The sequence below is a fragment of the Klebsiella sp. 4_1_44FAA genome (genome assembly GCF_000238715.1).
In the GTDB taxonomy this organism is placed as follows: domain Bacteria; phylum Pseudomonadota; class Gammaproteobacteria; order Enterobacterales; family Enterobacteriaceae; genus Klebsiella; species Klebsiella pneumoniae.
The window spans coordinates 1-674 of the sequence record NZ_JH414857.1 but is presented as its reverse complement, the minus strand read 5'-3'; the positions used below and the strand labels follow the sequence as shown (position 1 = coordinate 674).

Sequence of the window (674 nt, the reverse complement as noted above, 5' to 3'; positions counted from 1 at the left end):
GCCTGTGCATTTTGGTGTACGGGACTATCACCCTGTACCGTCGGACTTTCCAGACCGTTCCACTAACACACAAGCTGATTCAGACTCTGGGCTGCTCCCCGTTCGCTCGCCGCTACTGGGGGAATCTCGGTTGATTTCTTTTCCTCGGGGTACTTAGATGTTTCAGTTCCCCCGGTTCGCCTCGTTAACCTATGTATTCAGTTAACGATAGTGCAACGAATTGCACTGGGTTTCCCCATTCGGACATCGCCGGTTATAACGGTTCATATCACCTTACCGACGCTTTTCGCAGATTAGCACGTCCTTCATCGCCTCTGACTGCCAGGGCATCCACCGTGTACGCTTAGTCGCTTAACCTCACAACCCGAAGATGTTTCACTTCTGATTGCGAAAATTTGAGAGACTCGAACACACATTAACTGTGTGTCGTTTCAATTTTCAGCTTGATCCAGATTTTTAAAGAGCAAATATCTCAAACATCACCCGAAGATGAGTTTTGAGATAGTTCGGCACGCGTCTTTCACTCACGAACCAGCAAGTGGCGTCCCCTAGGGGATTCGAACCCCTGTTACCGCCGTGAAAGGGCGGTGTCCTGGGCCTCTAGACGAAGGGGACACTGAAGTCTCAATCGCAAGACGCCTTGCTTCTTTACGTTCATCAGACAATCTGTGTGA

At 49.9% G+C, this 674-nt stretch carries 1 tRNA gene and 1 rRNA gene; both read right to left on the bottom strand.

The window, feature by feature from the left end:
- A 23S ribosomal RNA gene (locus tag HMPREF1024_RS0127995) occupies positions 1–357 on the bottom strand; the annotation flags it as partial.
- Positions 358–539: 182 nt separating this feature from the next.
- A tRNA-Glu gene (locus HMPREF1024_RS00045) sits at positions 540–615 on the bottom strand.
- Between the last annotated feature and the right edge of the window lie 59 nt (positions 616–674).